Source organism: Mycobacterium sp. NGS49, from assembly GCF_059812565.1.
Genome location: NZ_JCALCX010000013.1, coordinates 58,281 through 80,145, shown reverse-complemented (window position 1 = coordinate 80,145; position 21,865 = coordinate 58,281). Strand labels below are relative to the sequence as shown.

21 protein-coding genes are annotated in these 21,865 nt (G+C 64.8%); 8 read left to right on the top strand and 13 right to left on the bottom strand.

All coding sequences use genetic code 11. The annotated features are described in order from the left end of the window. Positions 1–2: 2 nt before the first annotated feature. Complete coding sequence (locus AC5Y7D_RS15440; protein WP_499925408.1) at positions 3–869, top strand: hypothetical protein; 867 nt, start codon at positions 3–5, stop codon at positions 867–869. Here AC5Y7D_RS15440 and AC5Y7D_RS15435 read toward each other — a convergent pair. The 5 genes from AC5Y7D_RS15435 to AC5Y7D_RS15415 all read right to left on the bottom strand — a co-directional run bounded on the left by AC5Y7D_RS15435 (position 855) and on the right by AC5Y7D_RS15415 (position 6,369). Continuing rightward, the gene (locus AC5Y7D_RS15435) at positions 855–1,559 is read right to left on the bottom strand and encodes an anti-sigma factor (protein WP_499925407.1); all 705 of its coding nucleotides are present in this window, start codon (positions 1,557–1,559) and stop codon (positions 855–857) included. The genes AC5Y7D_RS15440 and AC5Y7D_RS15435 overlap by 15 nt on opposite strands. After that, positions 1,556–2,119, bottom strand: a complete 564-nt coding sequence (locus AC5Y7D_RS15430) for a sigma-70 family RNA polymerase sigma factor (protein WP_499925405.1) — start codon at positions 2,117–2,119, stop codon at positions 1,556–1,558. The genes AC5Y7D_RS15435 and AC5Y7D_RS15430 overlap by 4 nt, the downstream gene beginning before the upstream one ends. Before the next feature lie 45 nt (positions 2,120–2,164). Further along, positions 2,165–2,959, bottom strand: a complete 795-nt coding sequence (locus AC5Y7D_RS15425; protein ID WP_499925403.1) for a DUF1295 domain-containing protein — start codon at positions 2,957–2,959, stop codon at positions 2,165–2,167. Positions 2,960–3,043: 84 nt separating this feature from the next. Further along, positions 3,044–5,872, bottom strand: a complete 2,829-nt coding sequence (locus AC5Y7D_RS15420; protein WP_499925648.1) for an MMPL/RND family transporter — start codon at positions 5,870–5,872, stop codon at positions 3,044–3,046. 74 nt (positions 5,873–5,946) lie between these two features. Further along, the gene (locus tag AC5Y7D_RS15415) at positions 5,947–6,369 is read right to left on the bottom strand and encodes an MmpS family transport accessory protein (protein WP_499925401.1); all 423 of its coding nucleotides are present in this window, start codon (positions 6,367–6,369) and stop codon (positions 5,947–5,949) included. Between the two features lie 251 nt (positions 6,370–6,620). On the opposite strand from AC5Y7D_RS15415, the gene AC5Y7D_RS15410 reads away from it, so the two are divergent. Beyond that, positions 6,621–7,307, top strand: a complete 687-nt coding sequence (locus AC5Y7D_RS15410; protein ID WP_499925399.1) for a TetR/AcrR family transcriptional regulator — start codon at positions 6,621–6,623, stop codon at positions 7,305–7,307. Positions 7,308–7,449: 142 nt separating this feature from the next. Continuing rightward, positions 7,450–8,007 carry an MmpS family transport accessory protein gene (locus AC5Y7D_RS15405; RefSeq protein WP_499925398.1) on the top strand — a complete coding sequence of 186 codons (558 nt, stop codon included), beginning with the start codon at positions 7,450–7,452 and terminating at the stop codon, positions 8,005–8,007. A gap of 17 nt (positions 8,008–8,024) precedes the next feature. Here AC5Y7D_RS15405 and AC5Y7D_RS15400 read toward each other — a convergent pair whose 3' ends face one another. Both AC5Y7D_RS15400 and AC5Y7D_RS15395 read right to left on the bottom strand, forming a co-directional pair. Beyond that, positions 8,025–9,257 carry an IS110 family RNA-guided transposase gene (locus AC5Y7D_RS15400; protein WP_499925396.1) on the bottom strand — a complete coding sequence of 411 codons (1,233 nt, stop codon included), beginning with the start codon at positions 9,255–9,257 and terminating at the stop codon, positions 8,025–8,027. 58 nt (positions 9,258–9,315) lie between these two features. Continuing rightward, positions 9,316–9,468: a hypothetical protein gene (locus AC5Y7D_RS15395; protein WP_499925394.1), complete on the bottom strand. Its 153-nt coding sequence runs from the start codon at positions 9,466–9,468 to the stop codon at positions 9,316–9,318. Positions 9,469–9,559: 91 nt separating this feature from the next. On the opposite strand from AC5Y7D_RS15395, the gene AC5Y7D_RS15390 reads away from it, so the two are divergent. Next, positions 9,560–12,424: an MMPL/RND family transporter gene (locus tag AC5Y7D_RS15390; RefSeq protein ID WP_499925646.1), complete on the top strand. Its 2,865-nt coding sequence runs from the start codon at positions 9,560–9,562 to the stop codon at positions 12,422–12,424. A 45-nt stretch (positions 12,425–12,469) separates the two neighbouring features. On the opposite strand, the gene AC5Y7D_RS15385 is transcribed toward AC5Y7D_RS15390, so the two are convergent. The 6 genes from AC5Y7D_RS15385 to AC5Y7D_RS15360 all read right to left on the bottom strand — a co-directional run bounded on the left by AC5Y7D_RS15385 (position 12,470) and on the right by AC5Y7D_RS15360 (position 17,597). Then, positions 12,470–12,793 (bottom strand): hypothetical protein, encoded by a 324-nt coding sequence (locus AC5Y7D_RS15385; RefSeq protein ID WP_499925392.1) that lies wholly within the window; start codon positions 12,791–12,793, stop codon positions 12,470–12,472. Positions 12,794–13,118: 325 nt separating this feature from the next. Then, positions 13,119–13,361 carry a hypothetical protein gene (locus AC5Y7D_RS15380; protein WP_499925390.1) on the bottom strand — a complete coding sequence of 81 codons (243 nt, stop codon included), beginning with the start codon at positions 13,359–13,361 and terminating at the stop codon, positions 13,119–13,121. A gap of 23 nt (positions 13,362–13,384) precedes the next feature. Then, positions 13,385–13,843: a DUF5078 domain-containing protein gene (locus AC5Y7D_RS15375; protein ID WP_499925388.1), complete on the bottom strand. Its 459-nt coding sequence runs from the start codon at positions 13,841–13,843 to the stop codon at positions 13,385–13,387. Positions 13,844–13,907: 64 nt separating this feature from the next. Then, positions 13,908–14,822 (bottom strand): crotonase/enoyl-CoA hydratase family protein, encoded by a 915-nt coding sequence (locus AC5Y7D_RS15370; RefSeq protein ID WP_499925385.1) that lies wholly within the window; start codon positions 14,820–14,822, stop codon positions 13,908–13,910. A gap of 59 nt (positions 14,823–14,881) precedes the next feature. Continuing rightward, complete coding sequence (locus AC5Y7D_RS15365; protein ID WP_499925383.1) at positions 14,882–15,514, bottom strand: DedA family protein; 633 nt, start codon at positions 15,512–15,514, stop codon at positions 14,882–14,884. Between the two features lie 52 nt (positions 15,515–15,566). Continuing rightward, positions 15,567–17,597 (bottom strand): prolyl oligopeptidase family serine peptidase, encoded by a 2,031-nt coding sequence (locus AC5Y7D_RS15360; RefSeq protein WP_499925381.1) that lies wholly within the window; start codon positions 17,595–17,597, stop codon positions 15,567–15,569. 56 nt (positions 17,598–17,653) lie between these two features. Between AC5Y7D_RS15360 and exaC the strand changes: the two genes are divergently transcribed. The 4 genes from exaC (at position 17,654) to lpdA (ending at position 21,826) form a co-directional block, all read left to right on the top strand. Beyond that, entirely contained in the window at positions 17,654–19,177 is a 1,524-nt protein-coding gene (gene exaC / locus AC5Y7D_RS15355; protein WP_499925378.1) for an acetaldehyde dehydrogenase ExaC, read from the top strand. Positions 19,178–19,352: 175 nt separating this feature from the next. Beyond that, on the top strand, positions 19,353–19,634 hold the full coding sequence (locus AC5Y7D_RS15350; protein WP_499925376.1) for a putative holin: 282 nt from the start codon (positions 19,353–19,355) through the stop codon (positions 19,632–19,634). Further along, on the top strand, positions 19,624–20,244 hold the full coding sequence (locus tag AC5Y7D_RS15345; protein ID WP_499925375.1) for a hypothetical protein: 621 nt from the start codon (positions 19,624–19,626) through the stop codon (positions 20,242–20,244). The genes AC5Y7D_RS15350 and AC5Y7D_RS15345 overlap by 11 nt, the downstream gene beginning before the upstream one ends. A gap of 184 nt (positions 20,245–20,428) precedes the next feature. Next, positions 20,429–21,826: a dihydrolipoyl dehydrogenase gene (gene lpdA, locus AC5Y7D_RS15340; RefSeq protein ID WP_499925373.1), complete on the top strand. Its 1,398-nt coding sequence runs from the start codon at positions 20,429–20,431 to the stop codon at positions 21,824–21,826. Positions 21,827–21,865: the final 39 nt, after the last annotated feature.

The window sequence follows — 21,865 nt, the reverse complement described above, 5'->3', positions numbered from 1 at the left end:
CCGTGCGTTTCCTCGCGATGGTGTTGTGCTGGCTGGTCGCCACCGCAGGGTTGGCGGTGGCGGTTCCGGCCTGCTGGGCGCAGACGACGATCGTGGACGAGGACGGCTACAGTGCGCTGGCCGAACAAGCCGCGCACGATCCGGCACTGCAGTCGGCGATGGCTTCGGAGCTGACCACCCGCGCGACGGCGCTGATCAATGAACGAAGCAACAGTCGCAATCCCGTCGACAGTTCGACGGTGCACGACGTGGCTGCGGCGTTCACGGCCGGTTCGGCGTTTCCGCCGCTGTTCGCCCGGGTGAACCGGGCCGCGCACGGCTGGTTGTTCGGCCCGCCGCAGTCCGGCGGCAACGAGCAATGGGTCCTCGACGTTGCCCCCATGCTCAAGGACACCGCCATCCAGCAGCAGCTGAACGCTTACAACGTGCAGGTGCCCGCGACGCTGAAGGTCCCGCTGACGGTATCGGCCGGCCAGCCGTTACGGCAGGGGCAATTGCACCGGGCCGCGGTGTGGGGGCCGTGGGCGAGCGTCGGCGCGACGGGCCTGACCGCTGTCTTCGCGGTGCTGACGCTCGTCACCGCCCGCCGCCGCGGCCGGGCGCTGACCGCCCTGGGCAGCTCGGCGCTGCTGGTCGGGGCGGCCGGCTGGGCGGGGGTGGAGGTCGCCGGACGGCGGATCAACGAGGCCCTCAACCGGACCACCGGGGACGTCCGTCAAATGGCCGATGTGATGGTAGGGCGCGCCGAAGACAGTCTGCATCTGTGGCTCAACCTGACGCTGGTCAGCGGTGCGGCGCTGGTGGCGCTCGGCGTCCTGGGCGCAATGGTCGGCGGACTGTTCCGGAAAAAGGCTTCAGCGCAGCGGTAACTTCGCCAGGATGGCACCGGTCGGCTGCGGCGATCCGGTACCGGGTTCGACAGTGAACGCCAGCGCGGTGGACCCGCCCAGGTTGTCCAGGGTCGCCTTGGTCGACGGCGAGACGGCCGCCGTTCCCATGGTTCCGGCCGACGTCGGGCCGTCGGCGCCGAGCAACCACATCTGATACACGGTGCCGGGCGAGGGTGGCGGCACATTGTTCATCACCAACACGCCGGCGTTGCGATCACGCGAGAACATCACCGTGGCCGTCCCCGGACCCAGCGGACCGGAGACGGTGCGCACATCGGGTGCGGCGAGCACCTGCTCGGCCACCGTCTGCGGCGGCGACGGCCGCATCGCCACCCCGATGCCGAACGCCCCCAATCCCACGGCAATCGCTGCGGCGGCAGCAAAAACTGCTGTGCGCCAACGTGATTGGTGGATCGCCGGTATGGTCACCGGTGCGGTCAGGGCCAGCACCGCGGCCCGCAGCTGATCCGGCGGTTCGGCGATACTCGACGATGCCAGCACCGCCATCGTCTCGCGGACGGCGCGGACCTCGTCGTTGAAGGCTGCGGCTATCGGCGCCGGCGCGGCCGCAACCCGACGGTCGATCTCGACGCGTTCTTCATCCGACACCGCGTGCAGGGCGTACGGCGTCGCCAGTTCGAGGAGCTCGAAATCGGTCGGGTCGGTCATGGTGCATCCAGGCAATTGCGCAGGCCCCGCAGCGCATCGCGCATGCGCGACTTGACGGTCGACAGGTTCGCGGCCAACCGCTGCGACACTTCGGCATAGGTGAGTCCGCCATAGTAGGCCAGCTCGATGCACTGGCGCTGTGTGTCGGTCAGCGACTCCAGGCAGTGTGCCACGCGGCGGCGCTCGTCGCCCGCTATCGCCGAATCCGCGACCACGTCGGTCGCCGTCTCGACATTGGCGATGCCGTACCGTGATTCGCGCGCAGTGCCCGCTTGTTCGCTGCGCACCCGGTCGATCGCGCGCCGGTGAGTCATGGTCAGCAGCCATGCCAGTGCCGACCCCTTGGCGGGGTCGAATTCCGCAGCGGTCCGCCACACCTCGAGATAAATCTCCTGGGTGGTCTCTTCGCTGTACCCGGCGTCACGCAACACCCTGGCCACCAGCCCGTACACCCGTGACTTCGTGTGGTCGTAGAACGCGGCGAAAGCGGAGTTGTCTCCCCGCGCGACCCGGCGCAGCAAGGCGTCGAGGTCGCTGCTGGGCGCCAGCGGTGCGGTCATCGATCGGTAGCCTAGCGCCAGCAACCACCCGGCCCGCCACGCCGGTCATGACTGACGCACCGAGCGGGGCGGCCGGGGGACGAAATAGGCCGTCCGCTCCTGGTAATCGGCGAATCCGGGTCGGCCCCTCATGTATCGCTCGGTCAAACGGGCGCCGCTCACATCGATGAGGAAGTAGGTCATCAACAGTGGCGACACCACGGTAGCCAGCGGCACCCAGCCGTTGACCGTGATCAGCCACAATCCCCACCACACGCAGGCGTCGCCGAAGTAATTGGGGTGACGCGTCCACGACCACAGACCGGTGTCCATGATGAGCCCGCGATGGGCCGGATCGGATTTGAATCGGCGCAATTGCCGGTCGCCCAGCGCCTCGAAGGTGAAACCGACCAGCCACAACGCCACGCCCAGGGCGGTGATGGCCAGCAACGGTCCGGTCGTGGCACCCGTTACCGCGGACAGTTGCAGCGGGAACGAGATGAACAGGGTCAGGAAGCCCTGCAGCAGAAAAACCCTGTACACCACCTGCCCCACCGAAGCGCCCCGCAGCAGGTCCGCGTAGCGACGGTCCTCACCCTTGCCGGCGGTTTTGTGATGGATGTGCCAGCTCAGCCGCAGACCCCAGATCGACACCAGCGCCAGCAGCAGCCAGCGTCGGGTGGGATCCCCGTGGCCCACCAGCGCCGCCACGGCCGCCACCGCGACGAACCCCAGGCCCCACGCGACGTCGACGACGTTGTAGCGGCCGATCCTGCGGGCGATGACGAAGGTGGCCGAATGCACGGCGGCCACCGCGAGGACGGAGGCTCCCGTCACCGCCAGGATGTCGCTCTCGCTCATCGGAGTTCCGCGGGTGTCAGCACATCATTTATTCGGAGTCGCAGGCCCCTCGGATGGCCGGAGCGGACCCCCGGCCCGCACCGGCTAGCGCTCGCCGCTGAGCGCCAGCGACTTGTCGGCGGGTTGGTCGCGGCGGGGGAGTGCGGGGCTGCGCGCCGGACGGGACCGCACCCGGATCGGCCACCAGAACCAGCGGCCGAGCAGCGCCGCGATCGAAGGCGTCATGAACGCCCGCACGATCAGTGTGTCGAACAGCAGACCCAGGCCGATCGTGGTACCCACTTGCCCGATCATCCGGGCGTCGCCAATGATCATGGATGCCATCGTGAAGGCGAACACCAGCCCCGCGTTGGTCACGACCTTGCCGGTGCCGCCCATCGATCGGATGATGCCGGTGTTCAAGCCGGCGTATATCTCCTGTTTGAAGCGCGAGACCAGCAGCAGGTTGTAATCCGAGCCGACGGCCAGCAGCACGATCACCGACATGGCAAGCACCAACCAGTGCAGCGGGATGCCCAAGATGTGCTGCCACACCAGCACTGACAGCCCGAACGAAGCGCCCAGCGACAGCGCTACGGTACCCACGATGACCGCGGCGGCCACGAAAGCCCTGGTGATGATCAGCATGATGATGAAGATCAGGCAGAGCGACGAGATGCCCGCGATCACCAGGTCCCACTTGGCGCCCTCGGAGATGTCCTTGAAGACGGCACCCATTCCGGCGACGTAGATCTTGGAGTCTTCCAGCGGCGTTCCCTTGAGTGCTTCTTCGGCCGCCGTACGGATCTTGTCGATGCTGGCGATTCCCTCGGCCGACGCCGGATCACCCCGGTGCAGGATGATGAACCGCGCCGCATGCCCGTCGGAGGACAGGAAGTTCTTCATGGCGCGTTTGAAGTCGGAATTCTTGAAGACCTCCGGCGGCAGATAGAACGAGTCGTCGTTCTTGGCGGCGTCGAACGCATGGCCCATCGCTGTCGCGTTGTCGCTCATCTCGTCCATCTGGTCGAAGATGCCCGACATCGTGCTGTGCATGCTCAGGATCATGGTGCGCATGCTGGCCATGGTCTCGATCATCGGCGGGAAGGTTTCGACCATCTGCGGCATCAGCACGTCGAATTGTTTGATGTCACCTACCAGGACATTCAGCTTCTCGTCTAAAGCGTCGATACCGTCGAGCGCGTCGAAGAGCGACCGAAACGTCCAGCAGATCGGGATGTCGTAGCAGTGCCGTTCCCAGTAGAAGTAGGAGCGGATAGGCCGGAAGAAGTCGTCGAAGTTGGCGAGTTTGTCGCGCAGGTCGTTGGTGATCTGCTGCATCTCCTCGGTGTCGCCGACCATCTTGTGGGTGACACCATTGAGCTGGGTCATCAGACCGTACATCCGCTGCATCAGGGCCATGGTCTTGGACATCTCGTCGGCCTGTTTGAGCAGGTCGTTCATCCGGTCGCGCTGGAACTTCAGGGTCTGCATCTGACCGGCGCTCTGCATGCTCATCTGGAACGGAATCGACGTGTGGTCCATCGGGGTGCCGTCCGGCCTGGTGATGGCCTGCACCCGGGAGATTCCGGGCACCCGGAACACGCCCTTGGCCAGCTTGTCCAGCACCAGGAAATCGGCCGGATTGCGCATGTCGTGATCCGACTCGATCATCAGAATCTCGGGTTTCATCCGAGCCTGGGAGAAGTGGCGGTCGGCGACGACGAAGCCCTGGTTGGCGGGTATGAAGCTGGGCAGGTAGGCGCGGTCGTCGTAGCTGGGGTTGTATCCAGGCAGGGTGATCAGGCCGATCAGGGCGATCACAAAGGTGACCGCGAGGATCGGCAGTGGCCAGCGCACCACGGCGGTGCCCACCCGGCGCCAGCCACGCACCGACAGCACCCGCTTGGGATCGAAAACGCCGAAGCGGCTGCCGACCACCAGAACGGCCGGACCCAACGTCAGCGCGACCAGAACCGCGACCAGCATGCCGACCGCGCAGGGCACGCCGAGGGTCTGGAAGTAGGGCATGCGGGCGAAGGCCAAACAGAATGTCGCGCCCGCGATGGTCAATCCGGATCCCAGGATGACGTGCGCGGTGCCGTGATACATGGTGTAAAAGGCTGTTTCCCGGTCTTCGCCGGCCTGCCGGGCTTCCTGGTACCGGCCGATGATGAAGATGCCGTAGTCGGTGCCGGCGGCGATCGCCAACGAAGTGAGCAGGCTGACCGCGAAGGTGGACAGCCCGATCAGCTCGTTGTTGCCCAGGATCGCGACGGCGCCGCGGGCCGCGCTGACTTCGATCCCGACGGTGACCAGCAGCAGAATCACGGTGAGCGGCGACCGATAGATGAACAGCAACATGCACAGGATCACCACAACCGAGGCAATGGTGACCTTCGCCATCGATTTGTCGCCGCTCTGTTGGAGATCTGCACCCAAAGCCGAGGCCCCGGTGACATAGGCCCTGAGCCCGGGAGGTGGCGGAGTGGCATCGACGATCTTGCGGATGGCGCCCACGGATTCGTTGGCCAGCGATTCGCCCTGGTTGCCGGCGAGATTCACCTGGACGGTAACGGCCCTGCCGTCGTTGCTCTGCGCGCCGGCCGCGGTGAGCGGATCGCCCCAGAAGTCTTGAATGCTCAGCACGTGCTTGTCGGCGCGCAATTTGCGCATCAGGCCGTCGTAGTACGTGTGCGCCGCGTCGCCGAGGGGCTGCTCACTTTCCAGGACGATGATCGCGAAGCTGTCCGTCTCCCCTTCCTGGAAGACGCGGCTGATCCGCTTGAGCGCGACGAAGGACGGCGCATCCTTGGGGCTCAGGGAAACCGAACGCGCCTGCCCGACGACTTCCAGCGACGGAACAAGCAGGCTGAGCAGCACGACGACAGCCACCCAGAACAGGATGATCGGCACCGCGAAGGCGTGGATCATGCGCGGGATGAAGGGGCGATTGGGACGGGCTTCGGCGATGGGAGGGCCGGCGTGCTCGTCGGCGTAGCTGGTACTCACGCGGACTTAACCAGGCAGAAGGTAAAGGCGTTCACGCCGTTGGAGATTCGCTCGGACTTGACCACGTCGTCGATCAGGATGCGGCAGCCGATGCTGTCGCTGTCGCCCTGGGCCATCAAGTTGCCGACCATCGCGGCTTTGGTGGTGCTGATGTGCAGCGACCAGGGCAGGCTCGCGCCGTCCACCCGCTGCGGGTCGGCGTTGACGTCGAAGTAACTGATGTTGGCGATCGTGCCCGCGGGACCGAACACCTCGTAGGTAATTCGCTTGGGGTTGAACGGCTCCGGGTTCTTCAGGTTGCTGTCCGCGTAGGAGGCGCGCTTTTCCGAGCCGAAGTAGCCATGGACCCGGTTCGCGATGAAGGCACCGGTGACCAGCACCGCCAAAACGACGAGTGCAATCCACACCCGCGACAGCACCTTGATAATTTCAGGTCCCTTTCACCGTTGGCATGACTCGGGGCGCACGATACCCGCCTTTGGAGACACTTGCGTACTCAATCAACTGGCCACACTGCGCAAATGGGCAGCGCCACCAACTCTATTAGCCTTACCTAAGTAGAACACGCTCGCGTCTGGGGCCCCGGGGGCGGACTCCTTCCTCTAGACGGCCGAGTCTAAGGCATATCGCGTGCGTAAAGGCCTCGATTCTTGGCCGCAAATCACGCCGTGTGCGTTATCCTCGGCCAGTGGCGCAACTCACTTTCCGGCGCGCCCGCACCGAGGAGAACAAGCGCCAACGGGCTGCGGCGCTGGTGGAGGCCGCCCGCTCGATCGCATCGGAAACCGGTGTCGCGTCGGTGACACTGACCGCCGTCGCCAGCCGGGCGGGAATCCACTACTCGGCGGTGCGCCGGTACTTCACCTCCCACAAGGAGGTGCTGCTGCATCTGGCCGCCGAAGGTTGGGTGCGGTGGTCGGGCACGGTGTGCGAGAAGTTGGCTGCGCCCGGACCGATGACCGCGGAGCGGGTGGCAGAAACTTTGGCCAAGGGCCTCGCCGCTGACCCGCTGTTCTGCGACCTGCTGGCCAACCTGCACCTGCATCTCGAGCACGAAGTCGAGATCGAACGGGTCATCGAGATTCGACGAACCATTTCCGCCGCCGCGATCGCACTTGCGGACGCCATCGAGCAGGCACTACCGGCGCTCGGACGGTCGGGCGCATTCGACATCCTCATCGCGGCCTACTCGCTGGCTGCGGCGTTCTGGCAGATCGCAAACCCGCCGGCGAGGATCTCTGACGTCTACCAGGAAGAGCCCGAGGTGCTGCCGGCCGAATGGAACATGGACTTCGGGTCCGCGCTCACGCGGGTGCTCACCGCAACCTGCATCGGCTCGCTTCCGAGGTCCCGATGAAACCGTCGGCGAAGGTCTTGATGCACAGGGGCTTTACGCACTGCGCCGAGAATTCCTACCGTGTGTGCATTAAGGTTAGAGTGCCTAAGTGGACAGACAGGCTAATTGGCTGGCGGCTCTCGTCACTGGTTAGGAAGCGCCCATGACGATGACTGAGCCAGAGACCGACCCGGTGACAACCCCCAATTCCGTTGGCGGCGAGGGCAATACAGCGACTCGCCAACGGGCCAAGCGCGGGGGGCTGTGGAGCCTCCTCACCCGGTTCTGGCTCATCCTCACCGTTCTGGCCGTCGTCGGGGTGGCGGGATTTTCGGTTCACCGGTTGCACGACGTGTTCGGCGTTCGCAGCGATTCGTTCGGGGGCGGTTCATCCGGTGATGTCATCGACCAGTTCAACCCCAAGACGATCACACTCGAGGTCTGGGGTTCGCCCGGCAGCACGGCGACGATCAGTTATCTCGATGAGAACTCCCATCCTCAGCAGGCTCTCAATGTGCCCCTACCGTGGAAGACGGAATTGAAGTCAACGAAGCCCGGTATCCCGGCCAACCTGATGGCGCAAGGAAACGGCAGCTGGATCGCGTGCCGGTTCCTCGTCAACAACAACGACGGACGCGGTGATGTCGTCAAGGCTCCCAATCATTCGCCCCCCAACGAAACGGTGAATGCCTTCGTGTACTGCCTGGACAAGTCCGCATGACACTTCCTGAGTCAACCTCAGGCCGTTTGCGGCAACAATCTCTGTGTTCCGCCATGGAGGTTGGGGTCGTAGGGCCGGTGGTCGCCCCAGCAGCGATAGATGACGCGGATCCAGGCGCGGGCGAGGATGCGTACGGCGTGCGGGTGGTCATGGCCGCGGGCGCGGGCTCGGGTGTAGATGTCGGCGGCCCAGGGACTTTGGTGGCGGCTGTTGTCGGCGAAGGTGGTCAGTGCGCGGCGGAAGCGTTTGTTGCAGGCCCAGCGGAAGTGCACGGCGTATTGCTTGCCGGATGCTTTGGTGACGGGTGTAGCGCCGGCCAAGGCGGCCACTGCGTCGGGTCCGTCGTAGGCTGCCCGGGAGTCGCCCCACTCGGCGAGCACCTGGGCGGCGTTGATCTGACCCGACCTTGGCAGCGACGTGAAGATCTCGGCGTCCGGGTGCTCCCCGAGGCGGGCGATGACGGAGCGGTCGAGGGTTTTGCAGGCGGTGTTGAGGGCCTCCAGAACGGTGACCAGAGCTATCACGGCGTCAGCGACTGCGACGGACAGGGCTGGGGTGGTCGTGCCCGCGGGAGCGCCGCGCAGCCGGCCCAGCAGCTCACTGGCTGTTCGGCGACCGGAGTAGCCGTGCTTGGCCAGGAAGGCGGCCACACGTTTTTCGCCGAGGCGGGCCGCCCGGACCGCGGTGGGATACTGCCGCAGGAACGCCAAGCTAATCGGGGATTCAACATCGGCGAAGATCGCCTTGGCGCCGGGCCAGTGGTCATCAAGCAGGGCGCTGAGTTGGTTGGTGGCCGAGACCCGCATGGCGACGATGTCGTCGCGGGTACGCACTACGGTCCGCAGTGCCTTGGTCTGCGCACTGTAGGGCGCTACGGGCTCCAGCCGGTGGCGGCGCAGCCGCAGATACTCAGCGATCACCAGCGCATCGCCAGCATCGGACTTCGCGCCGGAAATGACTTCGCCGTCGCGCCAGGCCTTGATGGCGTTCGGGGACACCGGGATGACCGGGTGGCCGGCCTCGAGCAGCAGGTCGACCAGCCGCCCGTTGGGCCGTTCGATCCCGATCTGTACATCAGCGGGATCGCCGAACTTGGCGAGTTTGCGGATCAACGTAGCGATGCCCTCGGCGGTGTGGTCAATCATGAACTGCGCCATAACTTTTCCTACCGTGGACAATACGCATACCGCGTGTGTGGCACCGGCCCAGTCCAGACCGACGTAAATGGTTTCTGTGGCGCTCTTCGACAACGGATCTCCTCAGGTTGGCAGCGACGACGCGGCGAGGGGATCGACCACCGGACGGTCACTAACTGGCGCTCTGCGGCGCGTCTTCCTGATGCCGGTCCGCGACCCCGGGAGGACCGAGGGCGGCGATGTCATGCAGGCCCTCTACGAGCGACCACCACTGGCCGTCACCTCGGCCCCCGCCGAGTCCCTTCAACGAATGCCCATCAGACATCCGCCGTAAGGATGGTGCCCTAGTGACCACCGAGGCTGATTCTGCCGCGCCGCCCATCTCGCAGCCGCTGATCCCGCCCTTCCTGCCTCGGATGATCCATCGGCTGGCACTGCCCATTGTGCTGGTGTGGTTGGGCATCGTCGTCATCACCAATACCGTTGCGCCGCAACTCGAGGTCGTCGCCAAGAACCATTCGGTGTCGCAGAGCCCCACAGATGCGCCGTCGTTCCAGTCGATGATGCAGGTCGGAAAGACGTTCAAGGAGTTTGATTCCGACAGCTCGGCAATGATCGTGCTGGAGGGCGACAAGCCGCTGGGGGCGGAGGCGCACCGCTACTACGACGAGATTGTCAGGCGAATCGAGCAAGACAAGAAACACGTTCAACACGTGCAGGATTTCTGGAGTGATCCGCTGACCGCTGCGGGCTCCCAGAGCCACGACCAGAAGGCCGCCTACGTTCAGGTTTACCTCGCCGGCAACATGGGCGACGGCCTATCCGGCGAGTCCGCCGACGCCGTCCGCAAGATCGTCAACTCTGTGCCCGCACCGCCGGGGATCAAGGCGTATGTCACCGGTGCGGGTCCGTTGTTCGCCGACCAGTCCCACGCGGGCGAGAAAGGCGTCGCAATAGTCACCATGGTCACGATCCTGGTGATTTTCGTGATGCTGCTCGTCGTCTACCGCTCGCTCGTCACCGTCCTGGCCGTGTTGTTCATGGTCTTCGTCGAATTGTTGGCAGCCCGAGGCGTCGTTGCGTTGCTGGCCAATTACGAGATCATCGGACTCTCCACGTTCGCCAACAATTTGTTGGTGTTGCTGGCGATCGCCGCCGGAACGGACTACGCAATTTTCGTCGTCGGCCGCTACCACGAGGCCCGCGGTCTGGGGGAGACTCGCGAAGAAGCCTTCTACACCATGTTCCACAGCACCGCGCATGTCGTGCTCGGGTCGGGCCTGACCATCGCCGGCGCGATGTATTGCCTGAGCTTCTGCCGATTGCCGTATTTCGAGTCCTTGGGCGCACCGTGCGCCGTCGGCATGTTGGTGGCGGTGTTCGCGGCGCTGACTCTGGGCCCCGCGGTGCTGGTCGTGGCGTCATTCTTCAAGCTCCTTGATCCGAAACGAAAGCTGCAGACTCGGGGCTGGCGCCGAATCGGCACGGCGATCGTCCGTTGGCCCGCACCGGTTTTCGCGGTCACGATCGCGATTGCCCTGATCGGTCTGATCGCACTGCCCGGCTACAAAACGGACTACGACACCCGTCATTTCCTACCCGCGGACACCCCCGCCAACATCGGTTACGCGGCCGCCGACCGGCACTTCAACCAGGCTCGGCTCAATCCTGAGCTGTTGATGATCGAGACCGATCACGACCTGCGTAACTCGGCCGACTTCCTCGTCCTGGACAAGGTCGCCAAGGCGGTCTTCCACATCCCCGGTATCGGTCGGGTGCAGACCATCACCCGGCCGTTGGGCACGCCACTCGACCACAGCACCCTCGGTTTTCAGATGGGCGCCCAAGCCGCGGGGCGGATTCAGACTCAGCACTTCCAAGATGAGCAGGCCAAAAATCTACTGAACCAAGCGGACGAGTTGCGCAAGACGATGGCCACGCTGCGGGAGCAGATGCAGGTCACCCAGGACCTCAGCGATACGACGCACGAAACCACCAAACTCACCAAAGAAACCGTGAAGATCACCGAGACACTGCGCGACAACATCGCCACCTTCGACGACTTCTTCCGGCCGATTCGTAGCTACTTCTATTGGGAGAAGCACTGTTACGACATCCCGATCTGCTGGGCGCTGCGGTCCATCTTCAATGCGCTCGACGGAATCGACCAGGTGGCGCAGAACATCCTGGCCCTCAGCCAGAACCTGGACAGGCTGGACGCGATTCAGCCCAGGCTGGTGGAATTGATACCCCCTCAGATCGAGAGCCAGCAGCGCAATCTGGACACCATCATGTCGAACTATGCGACAACTACGGGTCTCAACGACCAGGCCAGGGCGCAGTCCGACAACGCCACCGCCCAAGGGGATGCATTCGACCGAGCGAAGAACGACGACACGTTCTACCTCCCGCCGGAAGCGTTCCAGAGCCCGGACTTCGCGCGTGGGCTCAAACAGTTCATCTCGCCGGACGGGCACGCTGTCCGATTGATCATCTCGCACGAGGGCGACCCGGCTAGTCCGGAAGGCATCAACCTCATCGAACCGATCCAGCGGGCCGTGCACGAGGCGATCAAAGGCACGCCCTGGGAGGGAGCCAAGGTCTACCTCGGCGGCACCGCCGCGACGTACAAGGACATGCACGACGGCTCCAACATCGATCTGTTGATCGCCGGAATCTCGGCGGCGACATTGATTTTCGTCATCATGCTGGTGATCACCCGAAGCGTCGTGGCGGCCTTCGTGATCGTGGGCACGGTGTTGCTGTCGCTGGGCGCCTCGTTCGGACTCTCCGTGCTTTTGTGGCAGTACATCCTGGGCATCAAGTTGCACTGGATGGTGCTGGCGATGGCAATCATCCTGCTGCTTGCGGTCGGCTCGGATTACAACCTGTTACTGATCTCGCGGTTCAAGGAGGAAATCCAAGCCGGCCTCAAGACGGGGACGATCCGCGCGATGGCCGGTTCCGGCTCGGTGGTGACCGCCGCAGGTCTGGTGTTCGCCGCCACCATGGCGACGTTCGCGTTCAGCCCACTGCGCGTGATGGCCCAGGTGGGTACGACGATTGCGCTGGGTCTGCTGTTCGACACGTTGATCGTGAGATCCTTCATGACGCCCTCGCTGGCCACCTTGCTCGGGCGCTGGTTCTGGTGGCCGCAGCATGTGCGCCCACGGCCGGCCAGCAGCATGCTGCGACCGTACGGACCGCGTCCGGCCGTGCGTGCGCTGATCCGCAACTACATTGACGAACATCCACCGGGCGGACTGTTGAAACGACGCTGAGCCAATTCTGCGACGTGTGCGAGCCGAATCGGTGTAGCGAGACGGTCAGAGTGCGACAACGTCGCGCATGATGTCGCTCAGCTCGGACACCGGGGCACCGCACGTCAGGCAGTAGGCGCCGGAGGCGCGTCGGAGTTGACCCACCTGGACCACAACCTCGGCCTCGGCACGCCACAGACATGCGATGCAGACGATCTCGACGACATTGCCGAACGGGTCTACGTGCGGGTGATTGCATTCATCCACCGCGTGGCGATGGATGATGTACGTAGCCCTGTTGGTACAGCCAGGTTCGTATTGGCAGGTGATGGTCTGCCAGTCCAGGGCCGCGAGCGTGCCAGGGATGCCGTTGCCAGTTGTTTGGCTCATGCGATGGTCCTCCAGCTTCCGGAACGCAGTCGCACCCATCGCCATGGGGATCAGCGAATGTTCGGCTGGCCGGAGATCCATTATGAATACCTTTGGCCCGCCGCGGCAAGGGTCGGACTGATGCAGTTATCTGCGACCTGGTAGTTACGGCGCCGCGCGGTAAACCGTACTTTCCGATGACAACCTCATCATTGCGCAGGTCACCGGTCGCATCCATCCGTCAGACAGCCACCGAAGGGATGAATTCGGTGTCCACCGATTGGGGGACAAAGCCGGCGAAATCTGCCAACAGTCCCCCCGGTAGCAGGGCGACGGCGCTGCGGGCCTAGGGCCTGTTCACACAGAACGCCACACACAGAGCCGACACGGGAATGGAAACCCATTGCAGTTGCCCGTCCGCCTGGCGCTCGCAATAGATCGGGCCGGGATTCCCCCACACCTTTGCGCCTTCCGGTGAGCACTGCTTGCCCAGATCGGTATCGGCCTGCGCCGGGCCACTCCCGAGGAGGATGGCGATCGGAGCGACCGCCGCCACCATCGCCACGCCGACGAACCTCGGTGCGCCCATCATCCATCCCCTCCGGGAACGCCTTACGTCCAGTTCCAGACCGACATGTCACCGGCCGGGTATCCGTTGCACACCTCGGTGGCCTTGGCGACGACACCCTTGTTGTTGAAGAAGATCTTCATGTGATTGACCCAGGCGAAGGTCAGCGGGTCGCCGTTGTAGAAGTTCTCGGAATAGTCTCTGCGCTCCGCCGGTGACAGCGAGAAGAACCAGTGCGCCTTGTTCATCGTCGCGTCCTGAAGGTTTGCGTGGTTGTTGAAGTCGATCATGTATCGCTCGTAGTAGACCGGACTCGTGTCCCGCACGGCAGCCAGATACTGCTCGGCGTCGCAAGTGGTGGCGATCATTCTGCGAGGTACGGGGAAATCCTCGGTGGAATCGGCTACGGCCGCCTTCGGGAAGAACACCGCGAGGACCGCAACGGCGATGGTGAGAGCAAGAAGAAAAGTGCCTGCACGCAGGCCCATACGCAGCCGAGACATAGTGGTCACCGTAACACTTTCGAAGTTGCGAAGGTTTCCCGAGACGATTTCATAGTCGATCTTACTACCCATCACCATCAGGAACTATCACGTGTGACGGGTTCGGCCGCAGCTCCGGTGGCGCCTGACTGTAGTCGCCGAACGGGCCGTCCCGCCGCTCCACCGCAGCCCGCACGCCCTGGGTGCCGGCGGTGCGGATGAACTCGAGCGCATCAGGGGTGTTGCGCATCAGGCCGTCGAGAATGCCGCCCAGCAACTGCGTGGACGCCAGCCCCATGTTCTCGTAGGCCTGGTTGACGATCAGCTTCTGCGCCCTCAGCTGCGACAACGGGATCTGCGCCAGCTCGGCCGCGATTTCGGCGACCCGGGCCTCCAGGCGCTCGAACGGGACCGCCTCGTTGATCAGCTCGACGTCGGCGGCCTGCACACCGGTCAGCGGCCGTCCGGTCAGCGAGTGCCATTTCACTTTGGCCAGGCTCAGCCGGTACAGCCACATGCCCGTCAGATAGGCGCCCCACATCCTGCTGTACGGAGTGCCGATCACGGCGTCCTCACTGGCGATCACGATGTCGGCGCACAGCGCGTAGTCGCTGGCCCCGCCGACGCACCAGCCGTGCACCTGCGCGATCACCGGCTTGGACGCCCGCCAGATGGCCATGAACTTCTGCGTCGGCGCGGTCTCGCGCGCGCTGACCATCGCGAAATCCTTGCCGGGATCCCACTGGCCTTCGGTCATCATCGCCTCGCCCCAATGCTGGAAGCCGCCGCCGAAGTCGAAACCGCCGGAGAAGGCCCGCCCCGCGCCGCGCAGCACGATCACCTTGATGTCGTGGTCGCGTTCAGCCAATCCGATCGCCGCTTCGATCTCTTCAGGCATGGGCGGGACGATGGTGTTGAGCTGCTCGGGGCGGTTGAGCGTGATGGTGGCTACCGGTCCGGCCGTACGGTAAAGCAGCGTTTCGAATTCAGGGGTCGGCATAGCCCGAAGCGAAGCTCCTGGCGGACTGCGGTGTCAAGCGCGGCGGGTCAGCATTCCGCTCAGCATTCGGCGGGGGCCTGCTGGCGGCGCCTGAGCACCAACCCGACCGCCACAGCGACGGCGACGGCTGCGCAGGTGGCGAGCAGATACGCCCAATACCGTTCGAGTCCGCCGTAGAGCCCGGCGATGTGGTTGCCTGCGAAATACCCAGCGAAGACCCAGACTGCGACCCACACCGCCGACCCCAGGCCGTTGTAAGCCAGGTAGCGGCGCCAATCCATCCGGGCAAGCCCGGCGGCGATGCCACTGGCCTGGCGCAAGCCGTCGACGAAGCGTCCGACGGAGACCACGATGTGGCCACGCCTGGCGAAGAACCGTTCCGTTCGCGTCAGGCGGTCGGTGGTGAGGAACATATACGGCCCGAACCGCAACACCAGCTCACGGCCGCCGTAGCGGCCGATGGCGTAGCCGGCGTTGTCGCCGGCTACCGCCGCCAACAGTCCGGTGACCAGGACCAGGATGAGGTTCAAGTGGCCGCTGGAGGCATAAATTCCGCCCGCAATCAGGATGATCTGTCCGGGCAGCGGTATCCCCACTCCTTCCAGACCGACCAGGACCACGATGGCCGCGTACCCGAACCGGTCCAGGGTCGGGGCAAGCGAGGCGAAGATTCCCGGAAGTTGCGCGGACACGACTCCAAGGGTGCCCGAAGTCGCTCACCGGTAGACGTTGTCAGCGTCACAGCTACGTGACGGTTCCCAGCATCCGCCACAAGAACGAGTAGCTCAGCGCCGCCTTGAACGCCAGTTGTTCGTTGTCGGCGGCGCCACCGTGCCCGCCCTCGATGTTCTCGTAGTACCAGACGCGGTGGCCGGCGGCCTGCAGAGCGGCGGTCATCTTGCGCGCGTGGCCGGGATGCACCCGGTCGTCGCGGGTGGAGGTGGTCAGCAGAATCGGCGGATACTTCGGGTCGGATGAAACGTTCTGGTACGGCGAGTACTCCGAGATGAACGCCCAGTCGTCCGGGTTGTCCGGGTCGCCGTACTCGGCCATCCACGAGGCGCCGGCCAGCAGCAGGTGATAGCGCTTCATGTCCAGCAGGGGCACGCTGCAGACCAGCGCCCCGAACTTCTCCGGGTACTTGGTCAGCATGATTCCCATCAGCAGGCCGCCGTTGCTCCCACCCTGGGCACCGAGTTGCCCGACCGTGGTGATGCCGCGCCGGACGAGATCTTCGGCCACCGCGGCGAAGTCCTCGGCCACCTTGTGGCGGCCTTCGCGCATCGCCTGGGTGTGCCAGCCCGGCCCGTACTCGCCGCCGCCGCGGATGTTGGCCAGCACGTAGGTGCCGCCGCGGGCCAGCCACAGCCGGCCCAGCACTCCGCTGTACCCCGGGGTGTTGGACGTCTCGAAGCCGCCGTAACCGTAGAGCAGCGTGGGGGCGGGCCCATCGGCTCCGGTGGGGCGCACCACGAAATACGGAATCGACGTGCCATCCTGTGACGTCACGAAATGCTGTGCGACGGCCATTTTTTCGGCATCGAAGAACGAAGGTGCCGACTTGATCGGCTCCAGCTCGCCGGATCCGGCGCCGCGCAGCAGGCGCGACGGTGTGGTGAATCCGCTGGAGTCCAGGAAGAACTCGTCGCCGGTCTCGTCGGCGGCGACGATCACGGTGTTGGTCGACTCGGGCACGCCCGGTAGGGGTTCACGCTGCCAGCTACCCGGTGTGACGATCTCCACCCGGCTGGCGACGTCCGCCAGCGAGACGATGAGCAGCCGGTCTTTGGTCCATGCGTAGTGGTAGAGGCAGGTGTGCTCGTCGGGCTCGAAAATGACGGTGAGTTCCCGTGTACCACTGATGAAGTCGTCGTAGTTGGCTGCCAGCAGGGAGCCGGCGCGATAGGTGGTGTCGCCGACGGCCCAGTCGGTACGCAAGTCGATCAGCAGCCATTGCCGGTGCACCGACATGCTGCTGACGTCGGTAGGCACCTCGATGGGCACCAGTTCGGCGCCGCGCAACTCGTAGCGCCGGCGGTTCCAGAAGTCCAGCGAACGCCCGACAAAGGTGCGTTCGAAGCCGGGGGTGCGGTCCTTGGAGCCGCCGGCGCTGACGTCGGTGCGCTCGCCCTCGAAGACCGTCTCCGCCTCCGCCAGCGGTGTACCGCGTCGCCACCGCTTGACGATTCGTGGATAACCGGATTCGGTCATCGAGTCGGGGCCGAAGTCGGTGCCTACCAGTACGGTGTCGGGATCGTCCCAGCCGATCTGCGACTTGGCTTCCGCCAGCTTGAACCCGTCTGCAACGAATTCCCTTGTCAGCATGTCGAATTCGCGTACTACAACGGCATCAGACCCGCCCGGGGAAAGGCTCACCAGGGCGCGGGTGAGTTCGGGTTCGATCACGTCCGCGCCGGCCCAGACCCAGTTCTGGTTGTCGGCGCGGCCCAATGCATCCACGTCGATCAGCACATCCCACTCGGGCGACTCGGTACGGTAACTGTCCAGCGTGGTACGCCGCCACAGGCCGCGGGGATTGGTGGCGTCGCGCCAGAAGTCGTACAGATATTCGCCGCGCCGACGCACGTAAGGTATCCGCGCGTCGGTGTCGAGCACTTCCAGCGCCTCGGTGCGCATCTGCTCGAAGTCGTCGTCGCAGAATTCCGCTTTGGTCGGCTCGTTGCGCGCGCGCACCCAATCCAGCGCCTCCTCGCCGGTGACGTCTTCGAGCCAGAGGTAGGGGTCTTCGGCAGCCTCGGATGACATACAAGCCATTCTGGCCGCAGCGGTAATGTGAGCTGTATTACATGAACTAACGAGGAGCCGAGCAGATGCCAGTTTTCGCACGTCCAGGTTCTTCCGGGGCGCTGATGTCATATGAGTCGCGGTACGGAAACTTCATCGGCGGCGAGTGGGTGGCGCCGGCTGCGGGACGCTACTTCGAGAACCCTTCGCCGGTGACCGGCCAGCCGTTCTGCGAGATTCCGCGATCCGATGAAGCCGACGTCGAAAAAGCCCTTGACGCTGCACATTCCGCCGCTCCGGGGTGGGGCAGGGCAGCCGCCGCCGAGCGGGCCGCGATCCTGAACAAGATCGCCGACCGTATGGAGGAGAACGCACCTGCGCTGGCGGTGGCCGAAGTCTGGGACAACGGCAAACCGATCCGCGAAGCGATTGCCGCCGACATCCCACTGGCCGCCGATCATTTCCGGTACTTCGCGGCCGCGATACGGGCCCAGGAAGGCGCGTTGTCCCAGATCGACGAGGACACCGTCGCTTACCACTTCCACGAACCGCTCGGCGTGGTCGGCCAGATCATTCCGTGGAACTTCCCCATCCTGATGAGCGCCTGGAAACTGGCTCCGGCTCTGGCGGCGGGCAACGCCGTGGTGCTCAAGCCCGCCGAGCAGACGCCGGCCTCGATCCTGTACCTGATGTCGCTGATCGGTGACCTGCTGCCGCCGGGAGTGGTCAACATCGTCAACGGCTTCGGCGCGGAAGCCGGCAAACCGCTGGCCTCGAGCAACCGGATCGCCAAGGTCGCCTTCACCGGCGAGACCAGCACCGGGCGACTGATCATGCAGTACGCCTCGCAGAACCTGATCCCGGTCACCCTCGAGCTCGGCGGCAAGAGCCCCAACATCTTCTTCTCCGACGTGATGGCCGCGGGCGACGACTTCCAGGACAAGGCACTCGAAGGCTTTACCATGTTCGCCTTGAACCAGGGCGAGGTGTGCACCTGCCCGTCGCGCAGCCTCATCCAGTCCGACATCCACGACGAATTCCTGGAGTTGGCCGCCATCCGGACCAAAGCCGTCCGGCAGGGTGACCCGCTGGACTCCGAGACCATGCTGGGTTCGCAGGCCTCCAACGACCAGTTGGAGAAGATCCTGTCCTACATCGAGATCGGCAAAGGCGAGGGAGCCCGCGTCGTCACCGGCGGCGAACGGGCCGAGCTGGGCGGCGACCTGTCCGGGGGTTTCTACGTGCAGCCGACGATCTTCACCGGCAACAACAAGATGCGGATCTTCCAGGAGGAGATCTTCGGTCCGGTGGTGGCGGTGACGCCGTTCGACAGCTACGACGACGCGATCGGCATCGCCAACGACACCCTCTACGGGCTGGGCGCGGGGGTCTGGAGCCGCAACGGCAACACCGCCTACCGGGCCGGTCGCGACATCAAGGCGGGGCGGGTGTGGGTGAACTGCTACCACGTGTACCCGCCGCACTCGGCCTTCGGCGGCTATAAGCAGTCGGGCTTCGGGCGCGAGGGCCACAAGATGGCGCTCGAGCACTACCAGCAGACCAAGAACCTCCTGGTGTCCTACTCCGACAAGGCGATGGGCTTCTTCTGATCGCTCCGGCGGGTGCGGCCCCGGCGCCGAAAGTGAACTGCTGCAAGCCGAACCTGTGAGGACCGGCGCGGCGGCGAGCGTGGCGAAATGCAGTCAAGGCGAGGCCATCTTGTGACCGAAAACTCGCCGGGGACATGCCGGATACCGCTGCGGTAGTTCAGTAAGGTCGTCCCTTGTGATACCCCTTCCGCGTGCGTGGCTGCTGGCCGGCGGCATGCTCGTCGGCAGCGCGATTGGTCAGTTGCTGGCGGTGGCGTCCAGCCTGCTGATCCACGCCCGGATCCGTCCCGACATCGCCATCGCGCTGGTGGTCGGCATACCCGCCGTGGTCGGCCTGTCAGTGGTCCTGTTCTCCGGTCGTCGCTGGGTGACGATGCTCGGCGCGGCGATCCTGGCGTTGGGACCGGGCTGGCTCGGCATGCTCGTGGCATTGCAGGTGGTTTCCGGTGGCAGATAACAAGACCGAGCTGGAACGGGAGTTCAGCCCGGGCACTGAACCTTTCGTCCCGGACTTCGACTCCGGCGAGGTGCCGGTAGTGCCCAAGTACGACGCCGGTGAACCCTCGGTGCCGTTCGTACCGGATTTCGACACCGACTCTCAGCCGTTGCCGCCGGTCGATATCGAAGAGCCGGCCAGAAAGTTCCGGCCGGCGCCGGCCAAGGATCCCGAGCCGGTGACGCCGGTGGCGGCGGCGGATGCGGCGACCGAACCGCCCGGCCCCGTTGCCGTCCCCGGGCGCTACCTCTACCTGAAATGGTGGAAGTTCGTACTGGTGCTGTTCGGGGTGTGGTTCTTCGCCGCAGTCTTCGGGCTGAGCCTGTTCTATTGGTGGTACCACACCCTCGACAAGACTCCGCCGGTGTTCGCGACATTCGTCTACGTCGTGGCGTGCACGGCCGCCGGGCTGATCCTGGCGATGGTGGAGTCCAAGCCCCTCATCGCCGCCCTGGCCATCGCGGTGATGTCGGCGCCGTTCGCCTCGGTCGCCGCCGCGGCGCCGCTGTACGGCTCCTATTACTGCGAGCGCGTGACGACACCGTGTCTGATGGGCGTGGTGCCCGAATAATCTGCTAGCAGCTGGGCTCGTGACCTCCCGCGGTGTGCTTTCTGTGGGAAGTCGTCGCCCACTAGTGTGGGCTCGTGACTTCCCGCGGTGTGCTTTCTGTGGGAAGTCGTCGCCCACTAGTGTGGGCTCGTGACTTCCCGCGGTGTGCTTTCTGTGGGAAGTCGTCGCCCACTAGTGTGGGCTCGTGACTTCCCACTATGACGTCGTCGTTCTCGGAGCAGGTCCCGGCGGATACGTAGCAGCCATTCGAGCCGCACAGCTCGGGTTGAGCACCGCAATCATCGAACCGAAATACTGGGGCGGCGTCTGCCTCAACGTCGGCTGCATCCCGTCGAAGGCGTTGCTGCGCAACGCCGAACTCGCCCACATCTTCACCAAGGAAGCCAAGGTCTTCGGCATCAGCGGGGAGGCCACCTTCGACTACGGGGTCGCGTTCGACCGCAGCCGCAAAGTGGCCGACGGGCGAGTGGCCGGCGTGCACTATCTGATGAAGAAGAACAAGATCACCGAGATCCATGGGTACGGCAAGTTCACCGACGCCAACACCATCTCGGTCGAGCTCAACGACGGCGGCACCGACGAGGTCACGTTCGACAACGCGATCATCGCCACCGGCAGCAGCACCCGGCTGGTCCCCGGCACGTCGCTGTCGGAGAACGTGGTGACCTACGAGACGCTGATCATGACCCGGGAACTGCCGAAGTCGGTCGTCATCGCCGGCGCCGGCGCCATCGGCATGGAGTTCGGCTACGTGATGAAGAACTACGGCGTCGACGTCACCATCGTCGAGTTCCTGCCGCGCGCGCTGCCCAACGAGGACGCCGACGCGTCCAAGGAGATCGAGAAGGCGTTCAAGAAGCTCGGCATCAAGGTCCTTACCGGCACCAAGGTCGAGTCGATCACCGACGACGGCTCCGAAGTCTCGGTCAGCGTCAGCAAGGACGGCAAGTCCGAGGAGCTCAAGGCCGAGAAGGTGTTGCAGGCCATCGGTTTTGCGCCCAACGTCGAGGGCTACGGTCTGGACAAGGCCGGGGTGGCGCTCACCGACCGCAAGGCCATCGGCATCACCGACTACATGCAGACCAGCGTGCCGCACATCTACGCGATCGGTGACGTCACCGGCAAGCTGATGCTGGCTCACGTCGCTGAGGCCATGGGTGTGGTGGCGGCCGAAACCATCGCCGGCGCAGAGACTTTGGCGCTTGGTGACTACCGGATGCTGCCGCGCGCCACGTTCTGCCAGCCCAATGTCGCCAGCTTCGGGCTCACCGAGGAGCAGGCTCGCGACGAAGGCTATGACGTCGTGGTGGCGAAGTTCCCATTCACCGCCAACGCCAAGGCGCACGGGGTCGGTGACCCCAGCGGCTTCGTCAAGCTCATCGCCGACGCCAAGTACGGCGAGCTGATCGGTGGACATCTGGTCGGCCACGACGTGTCCGAGCTGCTGCCGGAGCTCACGCTGGCGCAGAAGTGGGACCTGACCGCCACCGAACTGGCCCGCAACGTACACACACACCCGACCATGTCCGAGGCGCTGCAGGAGTGCTTCCACGGCCTCGTCGGCCACATGATCAACTTCTAGTCTTCTCTCCGAGGCCGCGACGCCTCGGCAGCAACCGGC

Coding starts and splice junctions, on each gene's coding strand:
- AC5Y7D_RS15390 (WP_499925646.1), top strand. CDS start 9,560: ATGATCCATCGGCTGGCACTGCCCATTGTGCTGGTGTGGTTGGGCATC.
- AC5Y7D_RS15380 (WP_499925390.1), bottom strand. CDS start 13,361: ATGGGCGCACCGAGGTTCGTCGGCGTGGCGATGGTGGCGGCGGTCGCT.
- AC5Y7D_RS15360 (WP_499925381.1), bottom strand. CDS start 17,597: ATGGCTTGTATGTCATCCGAGGCTGCCGAAGACCCCTACCTCTGGCTC.
- AC5Y7D_RS15395 (WP_499925394.1), bottom strand. CDS start 9,468: ATGTCTGATGGGCATTCGTTGAAGGGACTCGGCGGGGGCCGAGGTGAC.
- AC5Y7D_RS15435 (WP_499925407.1), bottom strand. CDS start 1,559: ATGACCGACCCGACCGATTTCGAGCTCCTCGAACTGGCGACGCCGTAC.
- AC5Y7D_RS15375 (WP_499925388.1), bottom strand. CDS start 13,843: ATGTCTCGGCTGCGTATGGGCCTGCGTGCAGGCACTTTTCTTCTTGCT.
- AC5Y7D_RS15370 (WP_499925385.1), bottom strand. CDS start 14,822: ATGCCGACCCCTGAATTCGAAACGCTGCTTTACCGTACGGCCGGACCG.
- AC5Y7D_RS15430 (WP_499925405.1), bottom strand. CDS start 2,119: ATGACCGCACCGCTGGCGCCCAGCAGCGACCTCGACGCCTTGCTGCGC.
- exaC (WP_499925378.1), top strand. CDS start 17,654: ATGCCAGTTTTCGCACGTCCAGGTTCTTCCGGGGCGCTGATGTCATAT.
- AC5Y7D_RS15385 (WP_499925392.1), bottom strand. CDS start 12,793: ATGAGCCAAACAACTGGCAACGGCATCCCTGGCACGCTCGCGGCCCTG.
- AC5Y7D_RS15425 (WP_499925403.1), bottom strand. CDS start 2,959: ATGAGCGAGAGCGACATCCTGGCGGTGACGGGAGCCTCCGTCCTCGCG.
- AC5Y7D_RS15405 (WP_499925398.1), top strand. CDS start 7,450: ATGACGATGACTGAGCCAGAGACCGACCCGGTGACAACCCCCAATTCC.
- AC5Y7D_RS15420 (WP_499925648.1), bottom strand. CDS start 5,872: ATGATCCACGCCTTCGCGGTGCCGATCATCCTGTTCTGGGTGGCTGTC.